This window comes from Streptomyces sp. NPDC051664 (assembly GCF_044453545.1).
In the GTDB taxonomy this organism is placed as follows: domain Bacteria; phylum Actinomycetota; class Actinomycetes; order Streptomycetales; family Streptomycetaceae; genus Streptomyces.
Map to the genome: position 1 here is coordinate 21,417 of NZ_JBITCU010000016.1, position 25,738 is coordinate 47,154.

At 69.8% G+C, this 25,738-nt stretch carries 28 protein-coding genes and 1 riboswitch; of the genes, 14 read left to right on the forward strand and 14 right to left on the reverse strand.

Annotation, left to right across the window (positions count from 1 at the left end; genetic code table 11):
• Window positions 1-23: 23 nt before the first annotated feature.
• Window positions 24-932, reverse strand: coding sequence for an SIS domain-containing protein (locus tag ACIA8E_RS26380; protein ID WP_399301785.1), 909 nt, complete (start codon window positions 930-932; stop codon window positions 24-26).
• Window positions 933-1,257: 325 nt separating this feature from the next.
• On the opposite strand from ACIA8E_RS26380, the gene ACIA8E_RS26385 reads away from it, so the two are divergent.
• The 3 genes from ACIA8E_RS26385 to otsB all read left to right on the forward strand — a co-directional run bounded on the left by ACIA8E_RS26385 (window position 1,258) and on the right by otsB (window position 3,797).
• The gene (locus tag ACIA8E_RS26385; protein ID WP_399301896.1) at window positions 1,258-2,475 is read left to right on the forward strand and encodes an ABC transporter substrate-binding protein; all 1,218 of its coding nucleotides are present in this window, start codon (window positions 1,258-1,260) and stop codon (window positions 2,473-2,475) included.
• A 32-nt stretch (window positions 2,476-2,507) separates the two neighbouring features.
• Window positions 2,508-2,786 (forward strand): DUF3263 domain-containing protein, encoded by a 279-nt coding sequence (locus ACIA8E_RS26390; protein WP_399301786.1) that lies wholly within the window; start codon window positions 2,508-2,510, stop codon window positions 2,784-2,786.
• A gap of 156 nt (window positions 2,787-2,942) precedes the next feature.
• Entirely contained in the window at window positions 2,943-3,797 is an 855-nt protein-coding gene (otsB, locus tag ACIA8E_RS26395; RefSeq protein WP_399301787.1) for a trehalose-phosphatase, read from the forward strand.
• An 18-nt stretch (window positions 3,798-3,815) separates the two neighbouring features.
• On the opposite strand, the gene ACIA8E_RS26400 is transcribed toward otsB, so the two are convergent.
• Window positions 3,816-5,210 carry a trehalose-6-phosphate synthase gene (locus tag ACIA8E_RS26400; protein WP_399301788.1) on the reverse strand — a complete coding sequence of 465 codons (1,395 nt, stop codon included), beginning with the start codon at window positions 5,208-5,210 and terminating at the stop codon, window positions 3,816-3,818.
• Window positions 5,211-5,264: 54 nt separating this feature from the next.
• Window positions 5,265-6,215: a glucosyl-3-phosphoglycerate synthase gene (locus ACIA8E_RS26405; protein ID WP_399301789.1), complete on the reverse strand. Its 951-nt coding sequence runs from the start codon at window positions 6,213-6,215 to the stop codon at window positions 5,265-5,267.
• Between the two features lie 152 nt (window positions 6,216-6,367).
• A riboswitch (SAM riboswitch) is annotated at window positions 6,368-6,494 on the forward strand.
• A 17-nt stretch (window positions 6,495-6,511) separates the two neighbouring features.
• Between ACIA8E_RS26405 and thrC the strand changes: the two genes are divergently transcribed.
• The 4 genes from thrC to groL all read left to right on the forward strand — a co-directional run bounded on the left by thrC (window position 6,512) and on the right by groL (window position 10,786).
• Window positions 6,512-7,813 (forward strand): threonine synthase, encoded by a 1,302-nt coding sequence (gene thrC / locus ACIA8E_RS26410; RefSeq protein WP_030933081.1) that lies wholly within the window; start codon window positions 6,512-6,514, stop codon window positions 7,811-7,813.
• A gap of 58 nt (window positions 7,814-7,871) precedes the next feature.
• Window positions 7,872-8,150, forward strand: a complete 279-nt coding sequence (locus ACIA8E_RS26415) for a MoaD/ThiS family protein (RefSeq protein ID WP_030933077.1) — start codon at window positions 7,872-7,874, stop codon at window positions 8,148-8,150.
• 454 nt (window positions 8,151-8,604) lie between these two features.
• Complete coding sequence (locus ACIA8E_RS26420) at window positions 8,605-8,811, forward strand: cold-shock protein (RefSeq protein ID WP_003967346.1); 207 nt, start codon at window positions 8,605-8,607, stop codon at window positions 8,809-8,811.
• 352 nt (window positions 8,812-9,163) lie between these two features.
• Complete coding sequence (groL, locus tag ACIA8E_RS26425; protein WP_399301790.1) at window positions 9,164-10,786, forward strand: chaperonin GroEL; 1,623 nt, start codon at window positions 9,164-9,166, stop codon at window positions 10,784-10,786.
• Window positions 10,787-10,886: 100 nt separating this feature from the next.
• Here the strand turns inward: groL and ACIA8E_RS26430 are convergent, their stop codons facing one another.
• Window positions 10,887-11,555: an HAD family acid phosphatase gene (locus ACIA8E_RS26430; protein WP_399301791.1), complete on the reverse strand. Its 669-nt coding sequence runs from the start codon at window positions 11,553-11,555 to the stop codon at window positions 10,887-10,889.
• Between the two features lie 411 nt (window positions 11,556-11,966).
• Between ACIA8E_RS26430 and ACIA8E_RS26435 the strand changes: the two genes are divergently transcribed.
• Window positions 11,967-13,241 carry a peptidase gene (locus ACIA8E_RS26435; protein WP_399301792.1) on the forward strand — a complete coding sequence of 425 codons (1,275 nt, stop codon included), beginning with the start codon at window positions 11,967-11,969 and terminating at the stop codon, window positions 13,239-13,241.
• Window positions 13,242-13,361: 120 nt separating this feature from the next.
• Here ACIA8E_RS26435 and ACIA8E_RS26440 read toward each other — a convergent pair whose 3' ends face one another.
• Complete coding sequence (locus tag ACIA8E_RS26440) at window positions 13,362-14,285, reverse strand: hypothetical protein (protein ID WP_399301793.1); 924 nt, start codon at window positions 14,283-14,285, stop codon at window positions 13,362-13,364.
• Window positions 14,286-14,834: 549 nt separating this feature from the next.
• Here ACIA8E_RS26440 and ACIA8E_RS26445 point away from each other — a divergent pair.
• The gene (locus ACIA8E_RS26445; protein WP_399301794.1) at window positions 14,835-15,662 is read left to right on the forward strand and encodes a glycoside hydrolase domain-containing protein; all 828 of its coding nucleotides are present in this window, start codon (window positions 14,835-14,837) and stop codon (window positions 15,660-15,662) included.
• Here ACIA8E_RS26445 and ACIA8E_RS26450 read toward each other — a convergent pair.
• From ACIA8E_RS26450 to ACIA8E_RS26460, 3 genes are read right to left on the reverse strand one after another with little or no spacing between them, the layout of a single operon-like run.
• Window positions 15,652-15,855, reverse strand: coding sequence for a hypothetical protein (locus ACIA8E_RS26450; protein WP_399301795.1), 204 nt, complete (start codon window positions 15,853-15,855; stop codon window positions 15,652-15,654). The two genes, ACIA8E_RS26445 and ACIA8E_RS26450, sit on opposite strands and share 11 nt — an antisense overlap.
• Window positions 15,856-15,888: 33 nt before the next feature.
• The gene (locus tag ACIA8E_RS26455) at window positions 15,889-16,098 is read right to left on the reverse strand and encodes a DUF397 domain-containing protein (protein WP_399301796.1); all 210 of its coding nucleotides are present in this window, start codon (window positions 16,096-16,098) and stop codon (window positions 15,889-15,891) included.
• The gene (locus tag ACIA8E_RS26460; protein WP_399301797.1) at window positions 16,079-16,921 is read right to left on the reverse strand and encodes a helix-turn-helix domain-containing protein; all 843 of its coding nucleotides are present in this window, start codon (window positions 16,919-16,921) and stop codon (window positions 16,079-16,081) included. Before ACIA8E_RS26460 ends, ACIA8E_RS26455 begins: the two co-directional genes overlap by 20 nt.
• A gap of 113 nt (window positions 16,922-17,034) precedes the next feature.
• Here ACIA8E_RS26460 and ACIA8E_RS26465 point away from each other — a divergent pair, with 113 nt between their 5' ends.
• From ACIA8E_RS26465 to ACIA8E_RS26475, 3 genes are read left to right on the forward strand one after another with little or no spacing between them, the layout of a single operon-like run.
• On the forward strand, window positions 17,035-17,286 hold the full coding sequence (locus ACIA8E_RS26465) for a hypothetical protein (RefSeq protein ID WP_399301798.1): 252 nt from the start codon (window positions 17,035-17,037) through the stop codon (window positions 17,284-17,286).
• Window positions 17,276-17,512 carry a hypothetical protein gene (locus ACIA8E_RS26470; protein ID WP_399301799.1) on the forward strand — a complete coding sequence of 79 codons (237 nt, stop codon included), beginning with the start codon at window positions 17,276-17,278 and terminating at the stop codon, window positions 17,510-17,512. Before ACIA8E_RS26465 ends, ACIA8E_RS26470 begins: the two co-directional genes overlap by 11 nt.
• Window positions 17,513-17,547: 35 nt before the next feature.
• The gene (locus ACIA8E_RS26475; protein WP_399301800.1) at window positions 17,548-18,111 is read left to right on the forward strand and encodes a hypothetical protein; all 564 of its coding nucleotides are present in this window, start codon (window positions 17,548-17,550) and stop codon (window positions 18,109-18,111) included.
• A gap of 45 nt (window positions 18,112-18,156) precedes the next feature.
• Here ACIA8E_RS26475 and ACIA8E_RS26480 read toward each other — a convergent pair whose 3' ends face one another.
• The 3 genes from ACIA8E_RS26480 to ACIA8E_RS26490 all read right to left on the reverse strand — a co-directional run bounded on the left by ACIA8E_RS26480 (window position 18,157) and on the right by ACIA8E_RS26490 (window position 21,693).
• A complete protein-coding gene (locus tag ACIA8E_RS26480; protein ID WP_399301801.1) occupies window positions 18,157-19,680 on the reverse strand; it encodes a PTS transporter subunit EIIC in 1,524 nt (507 codons plus the stop codon).
• Between the two features lie 52 nt (window positions 19,681-19,732).
• A complete protein-coding gene (murQ, locus tag ACIA8E_RS26485) occupies window positions 19,733-20,710 on the reverse strand; it encodes an N-acetylmuramic acid 6-phosphate etherase (protein WP_399301802.1) in 978 nt (325 codons plus the stop codon).
• A gap of 62 nt (window positions 20,711-20,772) precedes the next feature.
• A complete protein-coding gene (locus tag ACIA8E_RS26490) occupies window positions 20,773-21,693 on the reverse strand; it encodes a MurR/RpiR family transcriptional regulator (RefSeq protein WP_399301803.1) in 921 nt (306 codons plus the stop codon).
• Window positions 21,694-21,827: 134 nt separating this feature from the next.
• Between ACIA8E_RS26490 and ACIA8E_RS26495 the strand changes: the two genes are divergently transcribed.
• Entirely contained in the window at window positions 21,828-22,196 is a 369-nt protein-coding gene (locus ACIA8E_RS26495; RefSeq protein WP_030933043.1) for a hypothetical protein, read from the forward strand.
• Entirely contained in the window at window positions 22,193-22,468 is a 276-nt protein-coding gene (locus tag ACIA8E_RS26500; protein ID WP_399301804.1) for a DUF4031 domain-containing protein, read from the forward strand. The genes ACIA8E_RS26495 and ACIA8E_RS26500 overlap by 4 nt, the downstream gene beginning before the upstream one ends.
• A 28-nt stretch (window positions 22,469-22,496) precedes the next feature.
• Here ACIA8E_RS26500 and ACIA8E_RS26505 read toward each other — a convergent pair whose 3' ends face one another.
• From ACIA8E_RS26505 to ACIA8E_RS26515, 3 genes are all read right to left on the reverse strand, one after another.
• The gene (locus ACIA8E_RS26505; RefSeq protein ID WP_399301805.1) at window positions 22,497-23,726 is read right to left on the reverse strand and encodes a Cmx/CmrA family chloramphenicol efflux MFS transporter; all 1,230 of its coding nucleotides are present in this window, start codon (window positions 23,724-23,726) and stop codon (window positions 22,497-22,499) included.
• Window positions 23,727-23,821: 95 nt separating this feature from the next.
• Entirely contained in the window at window positions 23,822-24,526 is a 705-nt protein-coding gene (locus ACIA8E_RS26510; RefSeq protein WP_399301806.1) for a hypothetical protein, read from the reverse strand.
• 116 nt (window positions 24,527-24,642) lie between these two features.
• On the reverse strand, window positions 24,643-25,671 hold the full coding sequence (locus ACIA8E_RS26515) for a DUF2891 domain-containing protein (protein WP_399301807.1): 1,029 nt from the start codon (window positions 25,669-25,671) through the stop codon (window positions 24,643-24,645).
• Window positions 25,672-25,738 lie beyond the last annotated feature (67 nt).

The window sequence follows — 25,738 nt, forward strand, 5'->3', positions numbered from 1 at the left end:
GGGCGGTCGGCGCGGCCGACGGCTCAGGGCGTGAGGATCACGCTGCGGGAAAGATTGCGCGGGTGGTCCGGGTCGTACCCCTTCGACTCCGCGATCTCGACCGCGAGCCGCTGGGCCCGGATCAGGTCGGCCATCGGGTCGGCCGTGGCATGGGCCACCAGCGTGCCGCCGACCCCCGCGACCTCGCCCGCGAGCCCCTCGGGCAGTGCACCGAACACCCACGCGACCCGGTTCGGCCCGGTGATCGAGATCGGTCCGTGGCGGTACTCCATCGCCGGGTACGACTCGGTCCAGGCGCCCGCTGCCTCGCGCATCTTGAGCCCGGCCTCCTGGGCCAGCCCGTACGTCCAGCCGCGCCCCAGGAATGTCCACTGCTCGGCCGCGACGACCGCCTCCGCCAGCGGTTCCGTCACCGCGAGCTCCGCGTCGACCGCTGCCTCGGCGACCGTCTTCACCCCCGCCGGAAGCGGACCCGCCGCCTCCAGGCCGGCCCGCAGGAAGGCCAGCGCGGTGGTGGCGAACCGGGTCTGGACGACCGACTCCTCGTCCGCCCAGTCCAGTACGGCCACGGCGTCGGCGGCATCCATCACGGGCGTCCTCGGGTCGGCGGTCAGCGCGACGGTGGCCACCTTGCCGCGCAGCTCACCGAGGAGGTCGAGGACCTCGGTCGTCGTGCCGGAGCGGGTGATCGCCACGACCCGGTCGTACGGACGCCCCGCGGGGAACTCCGAGGAGGCGAACGCATCGGTCTCGCCCTGCCCGGCCGCCTCGCGCAGCGCCGCGTACGCGATCGCCATGAACCAGGAGGTGCCGCACCCGGTGACGGCGACCCGCTCACCCGGCCGCGGCAGTCCGTCGAACTCGGCCCCCGCCTCCGCGGCGCGTCGCCAGCAGCCGGGCTGGGTGGCAATCTCTGATGCGGTACGGGACATGCTGGACGGCTCCTCGGTGCGTGGGGGAACGATAACGACGGGGCGGTGCAGAACAGCCGGCACGGAAAGGTACGGACCATGAAGTGCCGTGTGCCGAGATGTACTTAACAGCGGGTCCCGTTCCCGTGCAATGACACCCCGGACCATCCGGACACAGGTCCGGTTACGTTGCAGAAGCGATACTTCTCTGGTGTAGACCTCCCTTGGCGACATGGGTAAAAATCGCAGCTCATCCGGACGGTCGGGTGGTCACCGAATCGATGAGGATGGACTGGCTGTGCAGCGGCACTACTTGGGACTGACCGCGGCGGTAGCCGCACTCGGCATGGCGGCGACGTTGTCGGGCTGTGGCACCGGCAGCGCAGCGGGGGACGTCACCCTCAAACTCGTCGCGGCCGACTACGGCAACAGCGCGGCGAACAGCTCCAAGAAGTACTGGGACGAACTCGCCAGGAACTTCGAGGCGTCCCACGAGGGCATCAAGGTCGACGTCGACGTCTATTCCTGGAAGGACGTCGACCGCAAGGTCGCCGACATGGTGAAGAAGGGGCAGGCCCCGGACATCGCGCAGATCGGTGCCTACGCGGACTACGCCAAGGCCGGGAAGCTCTACAGCGCCGACGACATGCTCGCCATCCGCACGCAGGCGAACTTCCTGCCGCGGCTGGCCGATGCGGGCCAGTACAACCAGACCCAGTACGGACTGCCGTTCGTCGCCAGCACCCGGCTGCTCTTCTACAACAAGAAGTACTTCAGCCGGGCGGGCCTGGACGCCCCGAAGACCTGGGACGACATCCGTGACGACGCCGTGGTGCTCAAGCAGCGTGGCGTCACCTACCCGTTCGCGCTGCCGCTCGGCCAGGAGGAGTCCCAGGCCGAGACCATGATGTGGCTGCTCAGTGGAGGCGGCGGCTACACGGACGACGTCGGCTCGTACGACATCGACTCGCCCGAGAACGTCAAGACGTTCGACTGGCTGAAGACGAACCTGGTCGACAAGGGGCTGGTCGGCCCCGTGGCCCCCGGAAAGCTGGACCGGGCGCAGGCGTTCGACGCGTTCACGAGCGGCAAGGTGGGGATGCTCAACGGGCACCCCACGCTGATGCAGGAGGCCGAGAAGAAGGGCGTCCAGGTCGGCATGGTGCCGCTGCCCGGCATCAACGGCCCGACCGAGGGGTCGATGGGCGTCGCCGACTGGATCATGGGCTTCAAGCAGAACAACCACCACGAGGCCATCGGCAAATTCTTCGACTACATGTTCGAGGACAAGAATGTGGTGGCCTTCGCCGACGAGTACGACCTGCTCCCGGTCACCGACAGCGCGTCCGAGTTGATGGAGACGGACGCCAAGCACAAGCCGCTTCGGAAGTTCCTGGAGGCGCTGCCGAACTCGGAGTTCTACCCCGTCGGCAAGACGTCGTGGGCGCGGACGAGCGAACTGGTCAAGCAGGACATCGGTAAGGCGGTGGAGCCGGGCGGCAGTCCGGCGGGTGTGCTGGCCGAGATCGCCCGGGGGGCGGCGACGGCGGAAGAGGCGGAGTAGCGGGATGAGGCGCGGGCGTTATGTTGGCTGATATGACCGCCTCCGAGAACGACTCCGCCGGTGCGGAGACCCCGGACACGACGCAGCCGGGGCTCTCCGAGCGGGAGCGTGCGGTGCTGGCCGTGGAACGGCGGTCGTGGCCCGGGCCAGGGGCGAAGGAGCGGGAGATCCGCGAGGGGCTGGGGATTTCGCCGACGCGCTACTACCAGCTGCTGAACGCGTTGCTGGACGACCGGCGGGCACTGGAGGCGGACCCGGTGACGGTCAACCGGCTGCGGCGAGTGCGGGAGGCCCGGCGGGCGAGGCGGTAGCCGGGGCGCTGCCCCGGAAAGCCCGGCCCCTGTGGTGTTCGAGGAGCGGGGGTCCGGGGCGGAGCCGCGGGTTTCGGACAGGGGCGGGGGCCGGACGACAGGCCCGCCGCAGGCGCACCCGTAGCCGCGCTCCGGCACCCCCGATAGGCTCGGCACATGGGCAGCAACCCAGAGCAACCCCTCCCCACCCCCACCACGCCGGCCGGCCGCGAAGGCCTCGCCGCCATCCTGGCCCGCCCCGACCGCGCCTTGGTCGCCCTCGATTTCGACGGCACCCTCGCCGACATAGTCCCGGACCCGGAGCAGGCCCGCGCCCACCCCGGCACCGTCCCGGCCATCGCCGCGCTCGCCCCGAAGGTCGCCTCCGTCGCCGTGATCACCGGCCGCCCGGCCGGTGTCGCAGTCCGGCACGGAGGTTTCGCGGGTGTCCCGGGCCTCGACCACCTCGTCGTCCTCGGTCACTACGGCGCCGAACGCTGGGACGCCGTCTCCAGCACCGTTCACGCGCCCGCCCCGCACCCCGGTGTGGCGGCGGTCCGCGCCGAACTCCCGGGCGTGCTGGACCGGTTCGACTCATGGCACGGCACATGGATCGAGGAGAAGGGTCAGGCGCTCGCCGTCCACACGCGCCGCGCCGCCGACCCGCAGGCCGCCTTCGACGCGCTGCGTGGCCCGCTGGGTGAGCTCGCGGCCCGGCACGGACTGATCGTCGAGCCGGGGCGCCTCGTCCTGGAACTGCGTCCGCCCGGCATGGACAAGGGCGTGGCGCTCGCGAAGTACGTACGGGAGACGGACGCCGAGTCCGTCCTGTACGCCGGGGACGACCTGGGCGACCTCGCCGCGTACGCCGCGGTGGAGAAGCTCCGCACGGAGGGCCCCGAGGGCATCCCGGGGCTGCTGGTGTGCAGCGGAAGCGCCGAAGTGCCGGAACTGGCCGAGCGGGCGGACCTGTTGCTGTCGGGTCCGGCGGCCGTGGTCGACTTCCTCGCGGCCCTCGCCCGGCGCCTCTGAACGATCGCCGCCGGACGGTCAGTCCCGCCGCAGCGCCTCCAACTGTTCCAGGAACCACCGCTGCGGCGGCAACGCGGTCGCCGCCGCAGCCAGCCGCTTCGATCGCTCCGCCCGCTCCCCGTCCGGCATCGTCAGCGCCTCGTGCAGCGCGACGGCCGTCGCCGACACGTCGTACGGGTTCACCACGATCGCGTCCGCGCCCAGCTCCTCGTACGCCCCCGCCTCCCGCGACAGCACCAGCGCGCAGCCCTGGTCGGAGACCACCGGAACCTCCTTCGCGACCAGGTTCATGCCGTCGCGGATCGGGTTGACGAGCGCCACGTCCGCCAGCCGGTACGCCCCCAGCGAGCGCGCGAAGTCGTCGTTCACATGCAGCAGGACCGGGGTCCAATCGGGCGTTCCGTACGCCTCGTTGATGTCGTCCGCCAGCCGCTGCACCTCGGCCGTGTACTCCCGGTACACCGCCAGGTCCTGCCGCGACGGGTACGCGAACGCCACATGCACCACCCGCTCGCGCCACTGCGGGCGGGTGTTCAGCAGCTCCCGGTACGCCAGCAGCCCGCGGACGATGTTCTTGGACAGTTCCGTACGGTCGACCCGCACGATCGTCTTCCGGCCGGGGCCGCCCACCTGCTCCCGCAGGATCGCCATCCGCTCGTCCACGTCCGCCTCGTGCGCGCGGCGGCGCAGGAAGTCCGCGTCCGCGCCCAGACCGTGCACGCCGATCCTCGTCCGGCCGGTGCCGCCCAGGACCTCCGTGCAGCAGGCGGTGAACGCGTCCGCCCACCGCCGGGTCAGGAAGCCCGCCCGGTCCGCGCCGAGCATGCCGCGCAGCAGCTGCTCCGCGATGTCGTCGGGCAGCAGGCGGAAGTAGTCGACCGGGGCCCACGGGGTGTGCGAGAAGTGGCCGATCCGCAGGTCGGGGCGGAGGTCGCGGAGCATGCCGGGGACCAGGGCCAGGTGGTAGTCCTGCACCAGCACCGCCGCGCCCTCGCCCGCCTCCTCGGCGAGCGCCTGCGCGAAGGCCAGGTTGTATGCCTCGAACGATGCCCACTGCCGGCGGAACTCCGCGTCGAAGACCGGCTCCAGCGGCGTCTGGTACAGCATGTGGTGGACGAACCAGAGCACCGAGTTCGCGATGCCGTTGTACGCGTCGGCGTGCACATCGGCGTCGATGTCGAGCATCCGTACGCCCGGCTCGGCGATCCCGCGCCGGACCGCCTCCCTGTCCCCGTCGCCGAGCGCCGCGCAGACCCACAGCTTGTCCTCGACGGCGCTCAGCCCGGAGACGAGTCCGCCGCCGCCCCGTTTGGCGCTGATCGAACCGTCCTCGCTCAGTGCGTACGAGACCGGGCCGCGGTTGGACGCGACGAGTACCTGGGCAGCAGACGTGATCACGTGCTCGGAGACCATGTTGCGGAATCTAGCCCGATCGCGAACCGCCCAAACGTGCGAAGTCAGACCACCTCAGGCGGCGCGGCGCGAAACGTACTCCCTGATCTCCTGCATCGGCGGCCGCTCCTCGGTGTCCACGGCGTGCGTGCGCGGTACGAAGCCGGTCTCGCCGCGTTCGAACTGGGTGAGGGATGGTCGTACCAAGTGGCCGCGCGAGAGGCGCAGTTGCGCCGTCCGGTAGATCGCCGCCGCCATCCGGCCCAGTGCCTGCCCGTCCTGATGGCGGTGCTTCCTGACCCCCACATCGACCTGTGCCAGCGCGTCCAGCCCCACGGTGTGCAGCGCATCCACGAGCAGGCCCAGTTCCACTCCGTAACCGACCGGGAACGGCAGCCGCTCCAGCAGCGAGCGCCGCACCGCGTACTCGCCGCCCAGCGGCTGGACGAAGCCGGCCAGCTGCGGCCAGTGCAGATTGAGCAGCGGGCGGGCCACCAGTTCCGTGACGCGACCCCCCTGGCCTGCTGTGTCTCCGAGCGGGCGGTCGTACATCGCCTTCACGAACTGCACCTCGGGATCGGTGAGCAGCGGGCCGATGATGCCGGAGACGAAGTCCGCGGAGAAGTCCTTCAGGTCGGCGTCTATGAAGCAGACGATGTCACCTTCGGTGACCAGGAGTGATCGCCAGAGAACCTCGCCCTTGCCGGGCACGGCGGGTATCCGCGGGAGTATGTCGTCACGGTGCACCACCCGGGCGCCCGCCTTCCGGGCGACCTCTGAGGTGGCGTCCGTCGACCCGGAGTCGATCACCAGCAGCTCGTCGACCAGCTGGACCTTCTCCATCAGCTCGACCCGAATCGTCTCGACGATCGCGCCGACCGTCGCCTCCTCGTTGAGGGCGGGCAGCACGACGCTCACACTTCCGCGCTGCGGATCCCTGGCCCTGGCGGCGACGAGCCGGTCCAGCGGGCGGTCGGCGGCCGACCAGGAGCGCCTGGTCAGCCAGCGTTCGACCTCTTCCAGCACGACCGATACTCCCTGTATGTGATCCATCTCGCGGTTCGGACGGCTATCTCAACCGTCCGATGCTTCGGTTACAGTCTTGAACAACGCGGATGACCCTCGCATGCCGGGGTCCTCCGCCGATAAATGCCTGGATCGATGATCCAGTGCCACAGCGCTCATCCAGAGGGACTGAGGGAACGGCCCGTTGAAGTCCCGGCAACCCTCCTGCCGACCGCGAGGTCAGGTGGGGAAGGTGCCAATTCCGTCTCGTGGCGAAATGCGTCGCGAGGAAGATGAGGAGAAAGGGCCTCGCCATCATGGCTACGCAGACCGTTGCAGTGAGCACCAATTCTTCCGCCGACGCTGTCGACCTCGGTCCCGCCGCGGCACTTTCCTGCCGCGAGTGCGGAGAGCGTTTCGAGCTCGGTCCCATTTTCGCCTGCGCGACCTGTTTCGGGCCGCTCGAAGTGGCGTACGACCTGCCGAGCGGCTCCCCGGACGAGCTGAAGAAGCGCATCGAGGCCGGCCCGAACAACATCTGGCGTTACGCGCCGCTGCTGCCGGTCCCCGCCGATGTCGCGGACAAGCCCAACATCAACCCCGGCTTCACCAAGCTGGTCAAGGCCGACAACCTCGCCCGCGAACTGGGCGTCACCGGCGGCCTGTACGTCAAGGACGACTCCGGCAATCCGACGCACTCCTTCAAGGACCGCGTCGTCGCGATCGCCGTCGAGGCCGCCCGCGCCTTCGGTTTCACCACTCTCTCCTGCTCCTCCACCGGCAACCTCGCCGGCGCCGTGGGCGCGGCCGCGGCCCGGGCCGGCCTGCGGTCCTGCGTGTTCATCCCGCACGACCTGGAGCAGGGCAAGGTCGTCATGGCCGCGGTGTACGGCGGTGAACTGGTCGGCATCGAGGGCAATTACGACGACGTCAACCGCTTCTGCTCGGAGCTCATCGGTGACCCGCTCGGCGAGGGCTGGGGCTTCGTCAACGTCAACCTGCGCCCGTACTACGGCGAGGGCTCCAAGACGCTCGCGTACGAGATCTGCGAGCAGCTCGGCTGGCGGCTGCCGGACCAGCTCGTCATCCCGATCGCGTCCGGCTCGCAGCTCACGAAGATCGACAAGGGTCTGCAGGAGCTGATCAAGCTCGGTCTCGTCGAGGACAAGCCGTACAAGATCTTCGGCGCCCAGGCCGAGGGCTGCTCCCCGGTCTCCACCGCCTTCAAGGCCGGTCACGACGTCGTACGCCCCCAGAAGCCGAACACGATCGCCAAGTCGCTGGCGATCGGCAACCCGGCCGACGGCCCCTATGTCCTGGACATCGCCCGCCGGACCGGCGGCGCCGTCGAGGACGTCGACGACGAGCAGGTCGTCGACGCGATCAAGCTGCTGGCACGCACCGAGGGCATCTTCGCGGAGACGGCCGGCGGGGTGACGGTCGGTGTGACGAAGAAGCTGATCGAGGCCGGCCTGCTGGACCCGACGCTCACCACCGTCGTCCTCAACACCGGTGACGGTCTGAAGACGCTGGACGCGGTCGCCCCGACCACCGGTCCGACGGCGACCATCCGGCCCAGCCTCGACGCGTTCCGCGCCGCCGGCCTGGCCCGCAGCTGACCCGACCACCGGGACGTCCATCCGTGACGTCCACCCGAGACGCAAGGAAGGCACCCACATGAGCGTCAAGGTCCGTATCCCCACCATCCTGCGCACCTACACGGGCGGTCAGGCCGAGGTCCCGGCCGAGGGCGCGACCCTCTCCCAGGTGATCGAGTCGCTGGAGCAGAACCACCCGGGTATCGCCGCGCGCGTCCTGGACGATCAGGGCAAGCTGCGGCGGTTCGTGAACGTGTACGTCAACGACGACGACGTGCGCTTCGAGGGTGGCCTGGAGGCGGCCACCCCGGACGGCGCCGGCATCTCGATCATCCCGGCCGTCGCGGGCGGCTGCTGACCCTCCGTCGCCCCGGCGCGGACTCTCCGTGGCCCCCGCGGCCGACTTCACAGCGTCACCGGAATTGCCCCCTCTGCGAGGTAAGCGGAGGGGGCAATTCTGCATGGTTAAGCGCGGTACAGTTGGGAAGTCCCCTCCGCTGCCCGTGCCGACCGCATATGAGAATGCGCCCGCCCGCGACAAGATGCAGCCAAAGTGTTCGAACTCCTTGTGTCATAAGTGGCCTTTGCCCGGCCCGAGTTGCCCTGGAATCGCATAAATTCCGCATATTCGGGCGTTCGGTGCTGCCCAGAATTCTCGTCCGATTGACCTGTTGCAGAGGGCAGTTGGGCAGATACATTCGGCCGCGGTCGACGCGTTCCGGCGCACGCACCCTCTCCTGTCGGAGGGTGAGTTCTGACCCGGGCCCGCGAAGTGCGGTCCTGTGCAAGGGCCAGTAATAGGGGAGTTAGGCATGGCTCAGGGCACCGTCAAGTGGTTCAACGCGGAGAAGGGGTACGGCTTCATCGCGGTCGACGGTGGTGCGGATGTTTTCGTCCACTACAGCGCGATCCAGATGGACGGGTACCGCACCCTCGAAGAGGGTCAGCGAGTTGAATTCGAGATCTCGCAGGGCCAGAAGGGGCCGCAGGCGGACATGGTCAAGCTCGCCGTCGGCTGAGCTCGGCGCGGTCGGCCAACGACACCACTCACGCATGTAGGGCCCGTACCCCCAGGGGGACGGGCCCTTCACGCGTCGTGCCGGCCGTCACCCCGCGTGGCATCCCCACGACATCCCACGCGGCGTCGCCCGGTCGGCGCCTTGTCCACAACCGCCGGGGGCGCTTGCACTCGTGGGGGTCGAGTGCTAATCATTGGCGTTAGCACTCTCCAGGTGAGAGTGACAGAACTTGGACCGGGCCGGTGAGGCCCGCAGGCCCGGTGGGGCAAGGAACCACCGGGCAGGCAGGCCGTCCGTCGCGGGCGCCACTCGGTCCGGAGAAATCCACCCCTGTCCGGGAGGACCACTTCACATGGCCAAGATCATCGCGTTCGACGAGGAGGCACGGCGCGGTCTCGAGCGCGGGATGAACCAGCTCGCCGACGCCGTCAAGGTCACCCTTGGCCCCAAGGGCCGCAACGTCGTCCTCGAGAAGAAGTGGGGCGCGCCCACGATCACCAACGATGGTGTTTCCATCGCCAAGGAGATCGAGCTCGAGGACCCGTACGAGAAGATCGGCGCAGAGCTGGTCAAGGAAGTCGCCAAGAAGACGGACGACGTCGCCGGCGACGGTACGACCACCGCCACCGTTCTCGCCCAGGCGCTCGTCCGTGAGGGCCTTCGCAACGTAGCCGCGGGTGCAAACCCGATGGCCCTCAAGCGGGGCATCGAGAAGGCCGTCGAGGCCGTCTCCGCCGCTCTGCTGGAGCAGGCCAAGGACGTGGAGACCAAGGAGCAGATCGCTTCGACGGCCTCCATCTCCGCCGCCGACACCCAGATCGGCGAGCTCATCGCCGAGGCGATGGACAAGGTCGGCAAGGAAGGCGTCATCACCGTCGAGGAGTCCCAGACCTTCGGTCTGGAGCTCGAGCTCACCGAGGGTATGCGCTTCGACAAGGGCTACATCTCGGCGTACTTCGCCACCGACATGGAGCGCATGGAGTCGTCCCTGGACGACCCGTACATCCTGATCGTCAACTCCAAGGTCAGCAACGTGAAGGACCTCCTTCCGCTGCTGGAGAAGGTCATGCAGTCCGGCAAGGCACTGCTGATCATCGCCGAGGACGTCGAGGGCGAGGCTCTGTCGACCCTGGTCGTCAACAAGATCCGTGGCACCTTCAAGTCCGTTGCCGTCAAGGCCCCGGGCTTCGGTGACCGCCGCAAGGCCATGCTCGGCGACATCGCCATCCTCACCGGTGGCACGGTCATCTCCGAGGAGGTCGGTCTCAAGCTCGAGAACGCCGGCCTGGACCTGCTGGGCCGCGCCCGCAAGGTCGTCATCACCAAGGACGAGACCACGATCGTCGACGGTTCCGGTGACAGCGACCAGGTTCAGGGTCGCGTCAACCAGATCCGTGCCGAGATCGAGAACTCGGACTCGGACTACGACCGCGAGAAGCTCCAGGAGCGCCTGGCGAAGCTGGCCGGCGGCGTGGCCGTCATCAAGGCCGGTGCCGCCACCGAGGTCGAGCTCAAGGAGCGCAAGCACCGCATCGAGGACGCCGTTCGCAACGCGAAGGCGGCCGTCGAGGAGGGCATCGTCGCCGGTGGTGGCGTGGCGCTGCTGCAGGCCTCCGCCGTCTTCGAGAAGCTGGAGCTCTCGGGTGACGAGGCGACCGGTGCCAACGCCGTCAAGCTGGCGCTGGAGGCCCCGCTCAAGCAGATCGCCGTCAACGGTGGTCTCGAGGGTGGCGTCGTCGTCGAGAAGGTGCGCAACCTGCCGATCGGTCACGGTCTGAACGCCGCGACCGGCGAGTACGTCGACATGATCGCCGAGGGCATTCTCGACCCGGCGAAGGTCACGCGCTCCGCTCTGCAGAACGCCGCGTCGATCGCCGCGCTGTTCCTGACCACCGAGGCCGTCATCGCCGACAAGCCGGAGAAGGCCTCTGCGGGCGCTCCGGGCGGTATGCCGGGCGGTGACATGGACTTCTGATCCTGACGGATCAGTAGTTTCGGTCGCACATCGGCCCCCGGGACCTGTACAGGTCCCGGGGGCCGATGCCATGTCCGCGGCGGTGACGGCCGGTCAGCGGTCAGGAGAGCTTGCCGTCGTAGTCCGGGAGCTTGAACGTCCGCTCGGCGTGGCCGCCGACCAGGTCGCTTTCGTTGTTGCCGATGTTGGCGATGATCGTGTAGCCCCGGGCCTCGATCTCGGCACGCTTGGCGGTCTTGTACGTGCTGACTTCGTCGAAGAGGTCGGGCAGGTCGCGGACGTAGAGGCCGGTCACCGGGTAGCCGACCGCGGTGAGGTTGTGCTGCGTCAGCGAGGCGATGATGCCCGGGCGGGCGGTGACGAAGAAGATGGCGACGCCTTGGGAGTCGGCGTACCGGACCAGATCGCGGACCTGGGCGATCGCGGGGGTCGGGAACGTCCAGAAGTAGTGGAAGTCCGTCTCCAGCGACGAGTTGTCGATGTCGAGGACGATCGCCGGTTTCTGGCCCGCGGGGGTCTGCGCGATGCGCTGTTGGATGTAGGGGCGGGCCACGTCGATGACCGCGGCGACATCACGCTGCCAGGTGCCGTAGTCGATGCCCAGGATGGCGGCATTGCCGCCGGGGGCCCAGGACGTGGCGGTTGCCCCGGCGGTGGGCGACGACACGGGGGCGGCCTGGGCGGCTGTGGCGGGCGCGACGAGGGCGAGAACGGCGGCCGCGGCGGCGACGCCCGCCGTACGGGCGAACCGGGTACGGCTTCGGCTCATGAGGGTGTCTCCTGGGTCGATGTTGACATGCACGCGTTCAACACTCGGTGAGGCCGAGCCTCATGTCTACCGGCCGGTAGGAAACTTTTCATGGACGCTGCCGGCGGCTGATGGTCATCAGGCGCTCACCGCAATCGTGTAGGTCGGACGCCACGTGATGACGCCCCTGAGTCGGGGGTCCCACGGCCGCGTCCAGGGTGTGTGGCATTCCTCACAGCGAAAGTGCAGGGAGTGAAAGCAACTGCACCCATTCGTCTCTTCTGTCTGTCCCGGTGTGGTGGTGTGGGCCGGAGCGGGTGAAAAACTCGTGACGGTATACGGCTGCCCCGGTCATACGATCACCTCAAGTCGCATATGCGTGTCCCATTCCGCTGCGACCCTTCTTCTCTTTTCGGACCCCGAAGGGCTCTTGTGAAGATTCGCCGGATTCTTGCCACAGCTGTTGCCGCCGCAGTGACCACGCCTGCCCTCCTGCTGTCGGTCACCCCCGCGTTCGCCGACGACAAGCCGGCAGCGCAGACGCAGGAGAAGCCGTCCATCGCGGAGTTGGAAAAGGCCGCCGAGGCAGCGCAGGCGGCGTACGACGACGCCGTAGCGGCCCAGAGTGCCGCCTACGCGGCTCTGGAAGCGGTCCTGTCCGACACCGCTCCGCTGGCCGTTGCGGCCGAGGCGGCCGAGGCCGCGGCAGCCGACGCCGCCACCGCGAAGACCGATGCCGACCAGGCGGTCGTCGACGCCAAGGCGGCGGTCGACGCCCTCCCGGAGACGGCCACCGAGGAGGAGAAGGCCGCGGCGGCGACGACCCTCACCGAGGCGGAGGCCGCCGCCGCAGCAGCCGCCGATGCCAAGACCGCCGCGGATGCCAAGGTCGTGGAAGCCCTGGACGCGCGTGACGACGAGCGGGTCGCCGCAGCCCGGACGCTGAACCAGGCGCAGAAGGCCACCGAGGCGGCGCTCGCCGACAAGACCGCCGCCGACGAGGCGCTGGCCAAGGCGAAGGAGGAGGCGGGTGAGGGCGGCGAGGACTGCGTCCCCGAGGCCAAGCTCACCACGGTCGTCACGGGTCTGCCGTCCACGGTCGTCGCCGGCACGAAGGTCAACTTCGATCTCCGGGTGACCAACGGCACCGACAAGACGATGGACGAGGTGCTTCCGTTCGCCTACGTCCACGCGACCGACAAGAGCGGGCTCAAGGACATCGACGACCTGGTGCACCTGCAGTGGTCGTCCGCCTCGTCCTCGACGTGGAAGACCGTCGACAACGAGCACTACATGGACGCCATCAGCCCGCTGAAGGCCGGCGCCCACGCCGACGTCAAGATGCGCCTCACGGTCGACGCCTCGGCCCCCGCCGGCAACGGCGTCACCTTCGTCGCCGGTGACTACTTCAACGACAACGGCACCTGCGGCGGGAACCCGGACCTCGAGGGCTACGAGTTCCTGATCGCCGCCGCGGGCAGCAAGCCCGGCAAGGTCGACGACGCCAAGCCGAGCACGACCGAGCCGAACACGTCGGACCTCACGCCGCAGGGCGGCGCGTCGGCCAGTCCCGTGAGCGGCAGCCTCGCCGCCACGGGCACGTCCTCCGCGACGTCGCAGCTCGCCCTCGCGAGCGGCGCAGCTCTGGCGATCGGCGCGGGCGCGGTGTTCGTCGCACGCCGTCGCAAGGCCGGCGCCCACGCCTGACGCATGAGACGGGGTGCCGATCCGGCACCCCGGCCCACGCGCTGACCGCCCAACGGGCCCGACACCGAGCGGTGTCGGGCCCGCTGCGGTGACACGGCCGCCCTGATGACCACGCGGCGCTCATCGCAATCGCGCAACTCGGGCGTCAGGTGATTGCGCCCTGCCTCTTGGGGCGGGGGCCATCGCGGCCCGCACCTCGGCCATCCGGTCGCTGACTCCGTCAGCCGGGATCCCGCGGCTGCTCGCCGGTACGGAGGTCTGCTCACCCCGGCATGGCCCGCACTCGCCGCCGGGCAGCGTCTCCGCCCGGCCCGGTGTGCCGCATTTCGCGCACTCCAGGACCCGCAGCGCGGCGGACGGTGTGGGCGGAGCGACCCGTTCGGGTGGCATCTTGGTGGTCAGGCGGCTGCGGACCAGTGCCGCCGCGTGATGCACCGGGACCGGCAACCCGTCGGTCAGTGCGTGCAGCAGCTGTACTTCGGTGGCGCCCCGGTCGAACCACGCCGTGACGTACGGTTCCAGCGCTGTGCAGTCCGTCGATGACAGGCTCAGCGCGGGTGCGCTGCGGCCGAGTGCGGCCAGCAGGACGAATGCCCGGGAGCGGGTCGGCCGCCGTTGCTCCGGCGGTACGTCGCCCCTGGTGAACGCCGCCCACCAGCTGTCGTCGCGAGGCGTGCGGGAGAAGAACGTACGCGTCACCCAGCGCGCGCTGCCCGAGCCGATGACGTGCTCGCTGCCCCGGCGCAGATGCCCGGCCCGCTGGAGGTTGTTCAGCGCGGTCCGCAGCGCGCACTGCCCGTACGGCAAGACCTTGGCCAGCGTCTTCACGGCGATGTCGGCGCCGTCCGGCAGCCGGTCGACATAGGCGGCGACGGCGGCCTCACGCGGCGGAAGGTGTGCGAAGTCGTGCGCGGTACGAGGGCGTTGGCCGGAGGCGGACCGCTTGCCGTAGCCAGGGTTGGCCATCGGGTGCGGCGGCGTGTGCGGGCTGTGCGGGGGTACGTGCGGTGCGCACGAGGCAGCACTAAGCTGGCTGTCAGCCATGGGATCGCTCTTTTCGATCTTGCTGGTCAGACCCCTGTTCGGTGTTCCAGCACCGGCAGGGGTCGTTCGTTGTTCGGAACGCTAGAGCGTCCGCACCATGCGTGGCAAGCCGGTCACGAAAAGTGAACTTGCCTGCTGGGGAGGGTGGGTGGGTTGAGGCCCGCCACCCATTCCTTGAAAGAGCGCTCGGAGTACGGGGCTTGAGCCCCGGAGCACACAGCCCCTGACTTCACCCCGCATGAACCATCGACCGGCGAACATCCCGGTCGGCTTCGGCGGCCACCACCGGACCGCCGTGGACGGGCGTGGGCCAAGGCGCTGTTCGGCGCGGCAACGCCGGGTTTTGCCGTGACTTGAGGGAATCTTGTGGCGATCAAGGTGCGGGGTTTCCCGACAAGAGGGGACGCGTCGGTTACGGTGCGAAACGCCCCGGACGCCAGGGGTCGCACGCCTTCTCTCGGTGTGGTGGATGGGCGTCGTGTCAGGGGCTCAACTTTCTTTGGTTCGCACGTCACGCATGCCGTGGCGCGTCTCATGAATGGGGTGGGGATGTCCAAGCACCGGATATCGAAGAAGGGCCGTTACATCGCCTGGGCGACGGCAGGCGCCGCCGTGGTGGCCGGAGCCGGGATCGCCGCGCAGACCTCGATGGCCGCCACGACGTGGCCCGCGCAGAAGACGTACACCGGCCGCGCCTTCGACACCTGCGCCGCGCCCTCCCTGTCCGCGATGAAGGCCTGGCACGGCGGGCTCTACGGCGCCGCCGCCGTCTACATAGGTGGCAAGAACCGCGGCTGCAGCCAGCCCAACCTCACCGCATCCTGGGTGAAGTCGGTCAGCACGGTCGGCTGGAAGCTCATCCCGTTGTACGTCGGCGCCCAGCCGAGCTGCCAGACCGGCTCGAGCCCCGAGAAACTCACCGCTTCCACCGCCGCCTCGCTCGGCGCCACCGACGGTGCGGACGCGGTGACCAAGGCGTCGGCTCTCGGCATGAAGGCCGGCAGCCCGATCTACCTGGACATGGAGTCGTACGACATCACCAACACGGCGTGCAACAAAGCGGTATTGACGTACGTACGCGCCTTCGACAAGGCGCTGCACGCCAAGACCTACCGGACCGGGTACTACGGCTTCACCAGCTCCAGCGCCAAGGCCATCGCGACCGCGACCGACAAGACCGACCTGCCGGGCAATCTCTGGTACGCCCTGTGGGACAAGACGAACACCACGACCACGGATTGGCCGTGGGGTTCCACGCAGTTCACCAACCACAGCCGCGCCCACCAGTACATGGTCAACAGCAAGGAGACGCGGAACGGTTTCACGATCACCGTGGACCGCGACGCGTGGGATGCGCCGGTCGCCATCACTGGCTGAGCCGACCGATACAGGACGACCTGCTGCTGATCCTGACGTCGATGTCCACCGCCCATTCCCGTGCGCCCTGCCGGGTCTCCTCCTCGACGGCCTCGGCCAGTTGGCCGTCGAGGTCGGCGGCGTCGGTCTCGATCTGTGACTCGGCCAGGATCTGCTGCCGCTGCGCATCTGCCAGTTCGTGTCGCCGCACCATGGAAGGCTGCTGCCCGGCAAACCCCGAAACGGCCTAAATGCGCTTGAGGCTCGCGACGAAGGACGACCACGCCGCCGTCTGGAACAGCAGCGCCGGGCCGTCCGGGACCTTGGAGTCGCGGACGGGGACGATGCCGGGGTGGCCGTCGGCGACCTCGAGGCAGTCGCCACCGCTTGCGCCGCTGTACGAGGACTTGTGCCAGGTTGCTGTGGTCAGGTCGTAGTCAGAACTGCTGAGCTTCATGCGCGTAATCCTCCGCCGCTGACTCGATCAGGGCCAGGGACGCTTCCGGTGACAATGCGCTGGCCGCCACCAGATCGTAAGTCAGTTCGTAGTGTCTGACGGTTGCGAGATCGTCGTATAACTTCCCTGTGCCCAGGCCCTGAAGGTAGGCGAGCGGGGGAGCGTCATCGAAGGACATCAGTTTGAGCTGACCTTCCATGGCCATGTGGGCGCCCGCGTTGAACGGCAGTACCTGCACGATGATCCGGTGTTCACGTGCCAGCTTCAGGACGTGGTTGAGCGCCTCTGCCATCACTGTCATTCCGCCGACCTTCCGACGTAAAACCGCTTCATCCAGCACCGACCACAACAAGGGCGTTGTTGGATCGGAAAGCAGCTGCGCGCGATCCAGCCTCACCATGGTCAGGTCGTCGACTACGCTCTCCGCGGCCATCGGCAGTCCGCCCCGGAAGACTGCGCGTGCGTACGCCTCCGTCTGCAAGAGCCCAGGGATCAGCTGTGGCGCGTACTCCTTGATGGTTTTCGCGACGGCCTCCGCCTCCGCCGCCTCCACGAAGTGGTCCGGGTACTTCGACTTCTTCAGAGCGGTGCAGTTCCGCACGAAGAACCCGTCCGCATGCAGGATCTCGTCGAACTTCTGGGCCTGGTCCCACTGCATCCGGCGCGTACCGGACTCCAGTTGGCCGATGAACGAGCCGCTGACGAAGAGCGGGAGGCCGAGCTCTTCCTGGGAGAGGCCGGCCCGGTCCCTTCGGTGGCGAAGTTCCGCGCCCAGGAGGGCGCGTGGAGACGAGGACGGGTCGAGCTTCTTGGGGCTCGGCATGGCAACTCCCTGTGACACAACTGCGGTTGTTGGACCTGCGCCACTTCCAGGCTAGCCGGGCTTCGGACACGCTGGGTATGCATCGTGATTACCGAGCGTGGAAGGTGTGCAGGATGACCACTACGGAGCGACGACGGGTTGCCGCCGGAAGAGTGCGGGAGGCGGAGGACGCGGTGGAGACGCTGAGGCAGGGGTTGAAGGGCGTGGGGCTCACGCTGCCGTCGTTGCGGATCGATCCGGTGTCGTGCGCGGGGAACGAGCCCGCGCCGCTGGTGGATCTCGGGCGCTGCAACATCGACACGGCGCTGCGGCTGAGCGCCGTACTAGAGAAGAAGTGCGACGGGAAGGCCGGTCATGACGGGTGAGGGACTCGAACCGTGTACGCCGGAGCCCGGGACGTACGCGGTGGACTCGCGGGACGGTCGGGTGGGGCGCGTGATGGGGTGCGTCGGACCGTACGTGCAGCTGCGGCCGCCGGGCGGTGGGGCGGAGTGGGACTGCCCACCGGAATCGGTGCAACCGGCGCCGCCCGGCGTGGTGCTGCGGGCGCGGGTCACGGAGGCCAACCGGGAGGGGCGGTGGCCGAGATGAGGCGGCGTTGTCACTGGTGGGTGGGACGGTGAGGTATGGCGCTTTCGATTCGTTTCAGCCGTGACGAGTCCACCGGCCGGTGGACGGCGGTGGCCGATGACGGCAGCGGGAGGGCCACCGTGACCGCGGATACACACGATGAGGCCTCGGCGTTGGCGCACGAGGCCTTCGGCCTCGATGCGTACCGCCCACCGCCGCCCCTACCGGCAGGGTGGCACCGATTCACGCTCGCCCACTGCCCGGTGGCGGAGTATCCACATGCGGATGATCCCCGCTACGACGGAATCAGGGCGCGCCCACCCGAGGGGTGCGCAGTGGAGGACCTCGGTTCGTATTTCGGGCTCAGATGTGAGCGCCCCGCGGCCACGCTGCTCGAGGCCGTCGCCGACGTGTGCGCCGAGATCAGGGCCGAACATGGGCTGCTGATGACCGACCTGGGGATCGAGAAGCTCTGGGAGTGGGCCTCGGACGGCAGCGACGGGTGGGGCGCCGAGATCGTCGGTCAGCTGCTGCTCATGGCGGCGGAACGTGGGCCGAAACTCGGTTACAGCACGGACGACTTGGAGCGGTTCCTGCGTACTGCGGCCGGGGAAGCGTGAGAGGGCGGCACCCGTGCGGGTGCCGCCCTCTGTCGCGTCACGGGATCAGGCGCGGGCCGGCTCCCGTGCCGGGTCGGTGACCGGGGCGGCCGGGGTGCCGGTTGCGGCGACCGCGGAAGCCGCCGGCTCCTGCGACACGTTGAACTCCGCCAGCAGGTCCTTGCTGAAGCCGAAGAAGTACGTGGCGACGAAGCCCGCCAGGTAGCCGACCAACAGGCCGCCCGCGTAGATCGCGATCGTCGTGCCCAGGCCGTGGTTGCCGTCCAGGAGCGGGAACAGGGCCCAGCCGGATGGGCCGATCGCCGTGGAGCCGACCGCGCTGCCCAGCTGGTTGAAGAAGCCGACGAACGCTCCGCCGAACGCACCGCCCACGCACGCCGTGATGAACGGGCGGCCGAGCGGGAGCGAGACACCGTAGATCAGGGGCTCACCCACGCCCAGCAGACCGGCCGGGAGAGCCGACTTGATCGTCCTGCGGATCGACTCGTTGCGGGGGAGACGGAGGTAGACCGCGAGGGCCGCGCCGACCTGGCCCGCACCCGCCATGGCGAGGATCGGGAGGAGGACCGTGTAGCCCTGCTGCTCGATCAGGGTGGTGTGGATCGGGATCAGCGCCTGGTGCAGACCCAGCATGACCAGGGGGAGGAAGAAGCCGCCGAGGACCAGACCCGCGCCCGCACCGCCGTTGGACAGCATCCAGTTGGCGAAGTCGCCGATCGCGGTGGAGACCTCACCGGCCACGTACATCAGGCCGAAGATCGTCACCAGGCCGGAGATCAGCACCGTCAGCGTCGGGGTGACCAGGACGTCCAGTGCCTCCGGGACCCAGCGGCGGCACCACTTCTCCACGTACACCGCGAGGACCGCCGCGCCGAGCGCGCCCAGCACACCGCCCTGGCCGGGGGAGAGCTTCTGGCCGAACGCCGTGATGTCCGCGACGCCGGGGAAGACGATGATCGCGGCGACCGCACCGCCGAGGATCGGCGTGCCGCCGAACTCCTTCGCCGTGTTGTAGCCGACGAAGACGGCGATCAGCGCCATGAAGCCGGACGCCATTGCGCCGAGCGCGGGCGTCACCGACGTCAGCCAGCCCAGGTTCTTCAGCAGGCCGTTGAGACCGGCGATGATGCCGCAGCCGATGAGGGCCGGGATCAGCGGGACGAAGATGTTCGCGATCTTCCGGAGGAAGAGCTTGAACGGGGTGGCGTTCTTCGCCTTCCGCGCCGCCTTGATCGCGGCGCCCTGGGCGGCGAGTTCGGCCGCGGTGGTGGTGTCGGTGGCGGTGGCCGGTTCGGGGGCGGCTTCGCGGCCCTCCCGCACCAGCTGCTCGAACTCCGGGGTGACCCGGGCGACGGTGCCCGGACCGAGGACGATCTGGTACGTGTCGTCCTCGACCACACCCATGACGGCGGGGAGCGCCTTCAGGGCCTCGTCGTCGACGAGTGAGCGGTCGTGCAGGCCCAGCCGGAGCCGGGTCATGCAGTGGACGACGGAGCTGACGTTCGCGGCGCCACCGACGAGCGGAAGGATCGCGGCGGCAGTGGCGCGGTTCTTGTCTTCTGTAGCCATGGTGCGTGGTGCCTTGCTGTGCGGGGGGTGCGGAGCAGTTCCCCGGATGGGGTCAGGTGGTGGTGCGTGGTGCGGCCGCGAGGGCGGCGCGAAGGTGGCCGTCGGACGCGGACAGGAGGGTGGCGGCGGTGGGACCGTCGACCTGGCCGAGGATGGTGAGGATCGCGTTCTTCACCTCGCCGTCGGTGGCGGCGAGCGCGGCCTCGATCTCCTCGTCGGAGGCGCCGGTGGCGAGGGCGACGATCCGGCGGGAGCGGGCGCGCAGCTTCTCGTTGGAGGCGCGGACGTCGACCATGAGGTTTCCGTACGTCTTGCCGAGCCGGATCATCGTGATCGTCGACAGCATGTTGAGGACGAGCTTCTGCGCCGTACCGGCCTTCAGCCGGGTCGAGCCGGTGAGCAGCTCGGGACCGACGACGATCTCGATGGGGTGCTCGGCCGCGGCGCCGAGCGCCGAGTCCGCGTTGCAGGACAGGCCGATGGTCAGCGCGCCCTTGGCGCGGGCGTGCTCGACGGCCCCGATCGCGTACGGCGTACGGCCGGAGGCGGAGATGCCGACCACCGTGTCGTCGGGGGTGAGGCCCAGGGCGTCGAGGTCGGCGGCGGCCAGCTCCGTGCTGTCCTCGGCACCCTCGACGGCCGTGATGATCGCGGACGGTCCGCCCGCGATCAGGCCGATGACCTCGGACGGGTCGGTGTTGAACGTGGGCGGGCACTCGCTGGCGTCCAGGATGCCCAGCCGGCCCGGGGTACCCGCGCCCGCGTAGATCAGCCGGCCGCCGCGGGCCATGCGAGCGGCCGTGCCGTCGATCGCCGCTGCGATCTCGGGCAGCCGGGCGGCGACGGAGGTCGGGACGGTCCGGTCCTCGCCGTTCATGATGCGGGCAATCTCCAGCGTGCCCAGCCGGTCGATCTCGGCGAGCTCGGGCCGGAACGCCTCGGTGGTGAGGGTGGCGAGCTCGGCGCGCAGCTCCCCGTACTCGGAGTCCCGGCCGGGCGTCGCGGCGTTGGCATCGGTGGTGGAGGTCATGGACAGCGGCTCTGCTTTCTCGATCTCGTGTCTCGTGCGGTTCAGCGGGTACGGCGTGGTGGTCAGCGGGTGCTGCGAGGGGTATGTCGGTGGGCGAGCGCCTCGTAGGAGGCGGCCAGCGCCGGGGCGGCCGTCTCGTACGTCCGCTGGGCGACGCCTATGAACAGGCAGTCCACGACGAGCAGCTGACTCGTACGACTCGACATCGCGGCGGGGCGCAGTTCGCTCTCACGGGCGGTGGACGTCGTCAGCACGTGGTCCGCGTACTGCGTCACCGGACCGTCGGGGCGGCCGGTGATCGCGATCGTCGTCGCCCCTTGGTCGAAGGCCACCCGGAGCGGTTCGATCACATCGACGGTGGAGCCGGAGTGGGTGATCGCGATCGCCACATCGCCGGAGCGGAGCTGCACGGCGTTGGTCACCGCCAGGTGCGGGTCCATGTGGGCGTGCGCGATCAGGCCGATCCGGAGCAGCTTCTGCCCCAGGTCCTGGGCGACGAGGGAGGAGGCGCCGGCGCCGTAGATGTCGATCCGGCGGGCGGTCGACGCGGCGGCGACGGCGGCACCGAGCTGCACCGTGTCGAGCCCGGCGGCGGTGTCGGCGAGGGTCTGCTGCTCGTCGAAGGCGAGCTTGGCGACCACATCGGCGATCGGGTCGTCGACTGCTATGTCCGCCGTGACGGCGGGGGCGCGGCCGGACTGCTGGTGGGCGGCGAGCCCGGCCAGGGCGAGGCGCAGATCCCGGTAGCCGGGGTAGCCGAGGAGGCGGGCCGTGCGGACCACGGTCGCCTCGCTGGTGCCGGTGAGCTCGGCGAGACCGGTGACCGTCAGGGCGGCGCAGCCGGCGGGGTCGCCGGCGACGGCTTCGGCGACCCGCTGCATGGAGCGGGTCATGGACGGCGCGAGTGTCCGCACCTTGGCCGCGAGGGCGGCCGGTGCGGGCGGGGAATCACCGCTGAAACTTTCCTTCAGGTCATTGGTCACCTTTGAAAGATATTTTCAACCCTGTGGCCCGTCAACCCCCCTTTGGTCCCGACCTCTGGCGGAACCGAGAATCTGTCGGTGCCGAAGGTCTTCCTACGGCGAAGGCCGGTCGGGTACGGGGTGAGAATGGCTCCATGGAGCTGAACCGCCTGGAGCAGGCGCTGCATACCGCCCGCGCGCTGGTGATGGCCGATCTCACTGCCGGCGACGTCGCCGAGGCCGAAATCGTCTCCCTCGTCGAGGACGCGGTGACGCACCGGCGCTGGTGGGTCGAACAGTGGCCGGACGGCGTGGAGTACCTGGTCGGCCTGGTCGCCCAGGACGTCCAGGACGCGCTGCTGGAGCGTTACGGCCGGTGGCCGCTCTGCCCGGTCTGCGACGCCGGCGACCCGCACGCCCTCGACGTCGAACCGGAACTGGGGCCAGACCCGCGCTGGGTATGCACCAAGGCGACCGTGATGGTGGCGCGCGTCGGCGCGCTGAGCGGGGTGCTGCGCCGGTGACGGTCTATATCGACCCGCCGGACTGGCCGGGTCACGGACGCCTCTGGTCGCATCTGGTCAGCGATGTCTCGTTCGAGGAGCTGCACGCCTTCGCCGCCTCGATCGGCTGCCCGCCGAAGGCCTTCGAGCGCGACCACTACGACGTACCGGAAACCCGGTACGCGGACGCGGTGCGGGCCGGGGCCCGGCAGATCGGCTCCAAGGAACTGGTGCGACGGCTGACGGACGCCGGACTGCGACGCCCCAAGGGACGCCCGGTTCCCGGCAGCTGAACGGATGCGGCCGACCCGGCTGCCGGGGTCACACCGCCGGGGCAGCCGCTTCCGCGGACGCCTCCGAGGAAGACGCCGCCGCTGCGGGCGAGCCGGCCACCCGGCGCGACCTGCCGCCGCCCTGCAGCCGTAGCGACCACACCACCCCCACCAGCGCCAGCACCGTCATCGCCGCGCCCGCCCAGGCCGTCGCCGCGAACCCGAAGTCCGCGTCGATCACCGTGCCGCCCAGCCAGGGGCCGCCCGTGTTGCCCAGATTGAACGCGGCAGTCGTCGTCGCACCCGCCAGGGTCGGGGCCGCACCCGCGATGTTGAACATCCGGGCGTTCAGCGCCGGGGCCGTGTAGAACGCCGACAGGCCCAGCAGGAACGCGAGCCCGACCGCGGCGACCTGGTTCGAGGCGAACAGCGCCAGCGCGACCAGGAAGACCGTCGACGCCGCGATGCCGCTCATCAGCACCCCGAAGAGGTGCGCGTCCGCGACCCGGCCGCCGATCGTCGTACCGATCAGCGCACCGACCCCGAACAGCGCGAGGACCGTCGGCACCCAGCCCGAGTCCAGCCCGGCGACATCCGTCAGCAGCGGCGCGAGATAGCTGAACGCGCAGAAGACCCCGCCCGCCGCCAGCGCCGTGACCGAGATCGACAGCCACACCTGACGGTCACGGTAGATGGACATCTCCCGCTTGAGCTGCGGCTTCTCCGCAGGGAGCGGGATGCGGGGGATCAGCGTCGCCACACCGGCCAGAGCCACCGCCGACGCTGCGCCGACCGCCCAGAACGCCGACCGCCAGCCGAGGTTCTCACCGAGAAACGCCCCCAGCGGTACGCCGAGGACGTTCGCGATCGACAGCCCGCCGATCATCACGGCCATCGCTCTGGCCCGCGCGTTCACCGGCACCATCGCGATGGCGACCGCCGCACCGACCGCCCAGAACCCGGCGCACGCGAAGGCGCTCACCACACGGGACGCGAAGAGCACCTCGTACGTCGGAGCAAGCGCACCCGCGACCTGCCCGAGGCCGAAGACCGAGATCAGTGTGATGAGGGTGGTCCGGCGCGGCAGCCGGAGCGTGGCCACGGCGAGCAGGGGTGCACCGATCACCATGCCGATGGCGAAGGCGGATATCAGGAGCCCGGCCCGCGGGATCGACACGTTCATGTCGTCGGCGATCGGCGGCAGCAGCCCGGAGAGCATGAACTCGCTCGTACCGAGGGCGAAAACCGAAAGGCCCAGAATGTATACGGCCAAAGGCATACGGGTGCGATCACGAACGGCAGAGTCGGGCATGACAGGTGCCAACGACGATGTAGGCCGTTACATTCCCGTATCGGCGGATCGTGCCGACTGTCTCAACGGGTGAGCAGCTCGAGCTCCGTCAGCAGGTTCTGCCGGGCGCGCGGCTCCCACTCCGCGATCCCGTGCGGCGTACGGAACAGTCTCGGCAGCCCCAGCAGTTGACGCAGTACGGCTGCCCGGCCGTCCCGGAACGCGTCGTCGGGGACGAAGCCGTACTCCTCCCGTACCTGTGCCGCGTACTCCGCGTACTCCTTGGGGGCGGCCGCCAGGATCGCCAGATCCGCGTCGCACAGCACCTCGCCGTTGGTGTCGCCGGCCACCGGGTCGTGGGTGACGGTGAGCCGGACCAGCCGCGCCACTTCGGCGCTGATGTCGTCCGGGACACCGGCCTCGGGCAGGGCGCGCTCGGCCAGAGCGGCGCTGCGCTCCTCGTTCTCGGAGCGGTCGGGGCGGTACACCGCGTCGTGGAACCACGCGGCGAGGCGGACGGCGTCCGGGTCGGCGGCGTGCCCGGCGAGTGTGTCGATGCGGTCGAGGACCGCCGTCAGATGGGCGGTGGTGTGGTAGCGGCGCTGCGGTTCGGCCCAGCGGATCAGCAAGTTGTCGGCGTACGGCACGGGGTCAGGACCGTCGGCGCCGCCCCGGGCGCCGGCGAGTGCTTCCTGCCAGCGGCGCCGGAGGACGTCGGCGGCTTCGTGAACGCTGCCCGCCTCGTGGGCGGCCCCGGAGGCACTGCTTTCGCGCGAGCTGTCGGTCATGGGACGACCCTAATTGCCGGCCGGCCGCCTGAGGACCGGGTCGGGCGTCGCCGGGACCGGAGCGGACCGTCGAGGGCCGCCCCGGTCGTTGTGCGGTGTGCGGTGTGCCGGACCGGTCAGTGGCCGGGCGGGGTGTCCAGGGCCAGTGCGGCGAAGGTGGCCAGCCAGTGGTCCGTGCTGAAGTCACCGGAGGAGACCGACGGCAGGCCGACGGCGAGATGAGCCTCGGCCGAAGCGGTCAGAGCGGTGTGGGCGGGGCCCTCGCCCAGCGCGTCGGCGATCGTACGGAGGGCCGCCGCACGGCTCATGGTGAGGCCCAGGAGGTGGCCGATCTGCGGGTCCGAGTGGTCGGAGATCACGGGCGGGGTGAGCAGCGGAGAGTCCGTCAGCCCCGGCAGGAACCCGGCCAGCCAGGCCCGGAACTCCGCGACGGGGAGCACTCGGCGCATCGCGTCCGCCTCGGTCAGGGCGGGGGAGAGGAAGTCCTGCCCGGACGGCTCCCAGTGGGCGGGGGCGTCATGGTCCTCGGCGAACCAGGTGCGCAGCCGTTCCGCCACCGCGTCGAGCACCGGGCGGGGCAGGCCGGCGCGCTCACCGGCGTCCAGAACCATGCCCAGGCCGAAGGCGCTGTTGGGGTGGATACCGTGCCTGATCGGGTACGTCGCCTTGGGCAGCCAGGCGGTGAGGAGTTCGCCGACCGTCTGCACGGCGGGGGCGAGGGCGTCGGCCCAACGGTCGCCCTCGGGGGTGGCGAGCGCACGGCACTCCGCCGCCAGCGCCACCAGCCACGCCCAGCCGTAGGGGCGTTCGAAGTGCGGGCGCTTGCGGAGATACGCCGCCTCGACGGCGAGGTTCTCCGGGGTGAGGTGGGAGTTCAGTACCTCGTGCACACGGGTGGTGACCGTGGCCGGGAGGTCCCCGGTGGTGGAGAAGCGGCGCAGCAGGCGGACGAGCAGCCAGTGCATGTGCACGGTGGAGTGCCAGTCGTACCCCCCGTAGAAGGCGGGGTGCAGGGTGCGGGGCGCGACCAGCTCCTCGGGGCCGGTGTACAGGTGGGCAGGGGCGTTGGGGTACTCGCGTACGACGTTGGCGAGGGCCAGTTCGGCGAAGGGGACGGCGTACGTGGCAGGGAGCGCGGGGGACATCGGGGTCACTCCAGAGGGGTGGGCGAGCGGCTCGGGTCAAGGGGCGGCTCGGGCCAGGGGGGCAGAA

Excerpts from the sequence above, each read along its gene's own strand:
- ACIA8E_RS26380 (WP_399301785.1), bottom strand. The coding sequence starts at position 932 with ATGTCCCGTACCGCATCAGAGATTGCCACCCAGCCCGGCTGCTGGCGA.
- ACIA8E_RS26385 (WP_399301896.1), top strand. The coding sequence starts at position 1,258 with ATGGCGGCGACGTTGTCGGGCTGTGGCACCGGCAGCGCAGCGGGGGAC.
- ACIA8E_RS26390 (WP_399301786.1), top strand. The coding sequence starts at position 2,508 with ATGACCGCCTCCGAGAACGACTCCGCCGGTGCGGAGACCCCGGACACG.
- otsB (WP_399301787.1), top strand. The coding sequence starts at position 2,943 with ATGGGCAGCAACCCAGAGCAACCCCTCCCCACCCCCACCACGCCGGCC.
- ACIA8E_RS26400 (WP_399301788.1), bottom strand. The coding sequence starts at position 5,210 with ATGGTCTCCGAGCACGTGATCACGTCTGCTGCCCAGGTACTCGTCGCG.
- thrC (WP_030933081.1), top strand. The coding sequence starts at position 6,512 with ATGGCTACGCAGACCGTTGCAGTGAGCACCAATTCTTCCGCCGACGCT.
- ACIA8E_RS26415 (WP_030933077.1), top strand. The coding sequence starts at position 7,872 with ATGAGCGTCAAGGTCCGTATCCCCACCATCCTGCGCACCTACACGGGC.
- ACIA8E_RS26420 (WP_003967346.1), top strand. The coding sequence starts at position 8,605 with ATGGCTCAGGGCACCGTCAAGTGGTTCAACGCGGAGAAGGGGTACGGC.
- groL (WP_399301790.1), top strand. The coding sequence starts at position 9,164 with ATGGCCAAGATCATCGCGTTCGACGAGGAGGCACGGCGCGGTCTCGAG.
- ACIA8E_RS26430 (WP_399301791.1), bottom strand. The coding sequence starts at position 11,555 with ATGAGCCGAAGCCGTACCCGGTTCGCCCGTACGGCGGGCGTCGCCGCC.
- ACIA8E_RS26440 (WP_399301793.1), bottom strand. The coding sequence starts at position 14,285 with ATGGCTGACAGCCAGCTTAGTGCTGCCTCGTGCGCACCGCACGTACCC.
- ACIA8E_RS26445 (WP_399301794.1), top strand. The coding sequence starts at position 14,835 with ATGTCCAAGCACCGGATATCGAAGAAGGGCCGTTACATCGCCTGGGCG.
- ACIA8E_RS26450 (WP_399301795.1), bottom strand. The coding sequence starts at position 15,855 with ATGGTGCGGCGACACGAACTGGCAGATGCGCAGCGGCAGCAGATCCTG.
- ACIA8E_RS26455 (WP_399301796.1), bottom strand. The coding sequence starts at position 16,098 with ATGAAGCTCAGCAGTTCTGACTACGACCTGACCACAGCAACCTGGCAC.
- ACIA8E_RS26460 (WP_399301797.1), bottom strand. The coding sequence starts at position 16,921 with ATGCCGAGCCCCAAGAAGCTCGACCCGTCCTCGTCTCCACGCGCCCTC.
- ACIA8E_RS26465 (WP_399301798.1), top strand. The coding sequence starts at position 17,035 with ATGACCACTACGGAGCGACGACGGGTTGCCGCCGGAAGAGTGCGGGAG.
- ACIA8E_RS26470 (WP_399301799.1), top strand. The coding sequence starts at position 17,276 with ATGACGGGTGAGGGACTCGAACCGTGTACGCCGGAGCCCGGGACGTAC.
- ACIA8E_RS26475 (WP_399301800.1), top strand. The coding sequence starts at position 17,548 with ATGGCGCTTTCGATTCGTTTCAGCCGTGACGAGTCCACCGGCCGGTGG.
- ACIA8E_RS26480 (WP_399301801.1), bottom strand. The coding sequence starts at position 19,680 with ATGGCTACAGAAGACAAGAACCGCGCCACTGCCGCCGCGATCCTTCCG.
- murQ (WP_399301802.1), bottom strand. The coding sequence starts at position 20,710 with ATGACCTCCACCACCGATGCCAACGCCGCGACGCCCGGCCGGGACTCC.
- ACIA8E_RS26495 (WP_030933043.1), top strand. The coding sequence starts at position 21,828 with ATGGAGCTGAACCGCCTGGAGCAGGCGCTGCATACCGCCCGCGCGCTG.
- ACIA8E_RS26505 (WP_399301805.1), bottom strand. The coding sequence starts at position 23,726 with ATGCCTTTGGCCGTATACATTCTGGGCCTTTCGGTTTTCGCCCTCGGT.
- ACIA8E_RS26510 (WP_399301806.1), bottom strand. The coding sequence starts at position 24,526 with ATGACCGACAGCTCGCGCGAAAGCAGTGCCTCCGGGGCCGCCCACGAG.
- ACIA8E_RS26515 (WP_399301807.1), bottom strand. The coding sequence starts at position 25,671 with ATGTCCCCCGCGCTCCCTGCCACGTACGCCGTCCCCTTCGCCGAACTG.